This is a genomic window from Bradyrhizobium sp. Ce-3 (assembly GCF_022835695.1).
In the GTDB taxonomy this organism is placed as follows: Bacteria; Pseudomonadota; Alphaproteobacteria; order Rhizobiales; family Xanthobacteraceae; genus Bradyrhizobium.
The window spans coordinates 1-336 of record NZ_BQUV01000068.1; the positions used below are offsets into that span (position 1 = coordinate 1).

A 336-nucleotide genomic window follows, 5' to 3' on the forward strand; every position below is an offset into this window, starting at 1 on the left:
GAAGGCTTTCATCGACTTGTAATCGTGTCCATTGATCTCTCCAATCCTTCAATGGATGCTGAATACCAATGAGAAGGTTTCCATGCGAGCGATCATTCTTTCGGCAGGCCTGGGAACGCGTTTGCGGCCCCTGACGTATGTGCGCCCGAAGGTTCTTGTTCCTGTAATGGGAACGACCATGCTCGATTACTGGGTATGGCAGTTGTACGAAGCCGGCTTTGAATCGGCGGTGGTGAATGCCTTTCATTTGAAGGAAAAACTTGTGGCCACCGCCGAGGAAAGAGCTTGGCCCATCCCTGTGGAAATCCGTTCGGAGCCTGTCCTGCTGGGGACGGG

General features: G+C 53.3%; 1 protein-coding gene. It reads left to right on the forward strand.

Annotated elements, in window-relative coordinates:
* Window positions 1–82: 82 nt before the first annotated feature.
* A partial coding sequence (locus tag BRSPCE3_RS35850; RefSeq protein WP_244071840.1) for a sugar phosphate nucleotidyltransferase occupies window positions 83–336 on the forward strand: 254 nt, incomplete at its 3' end.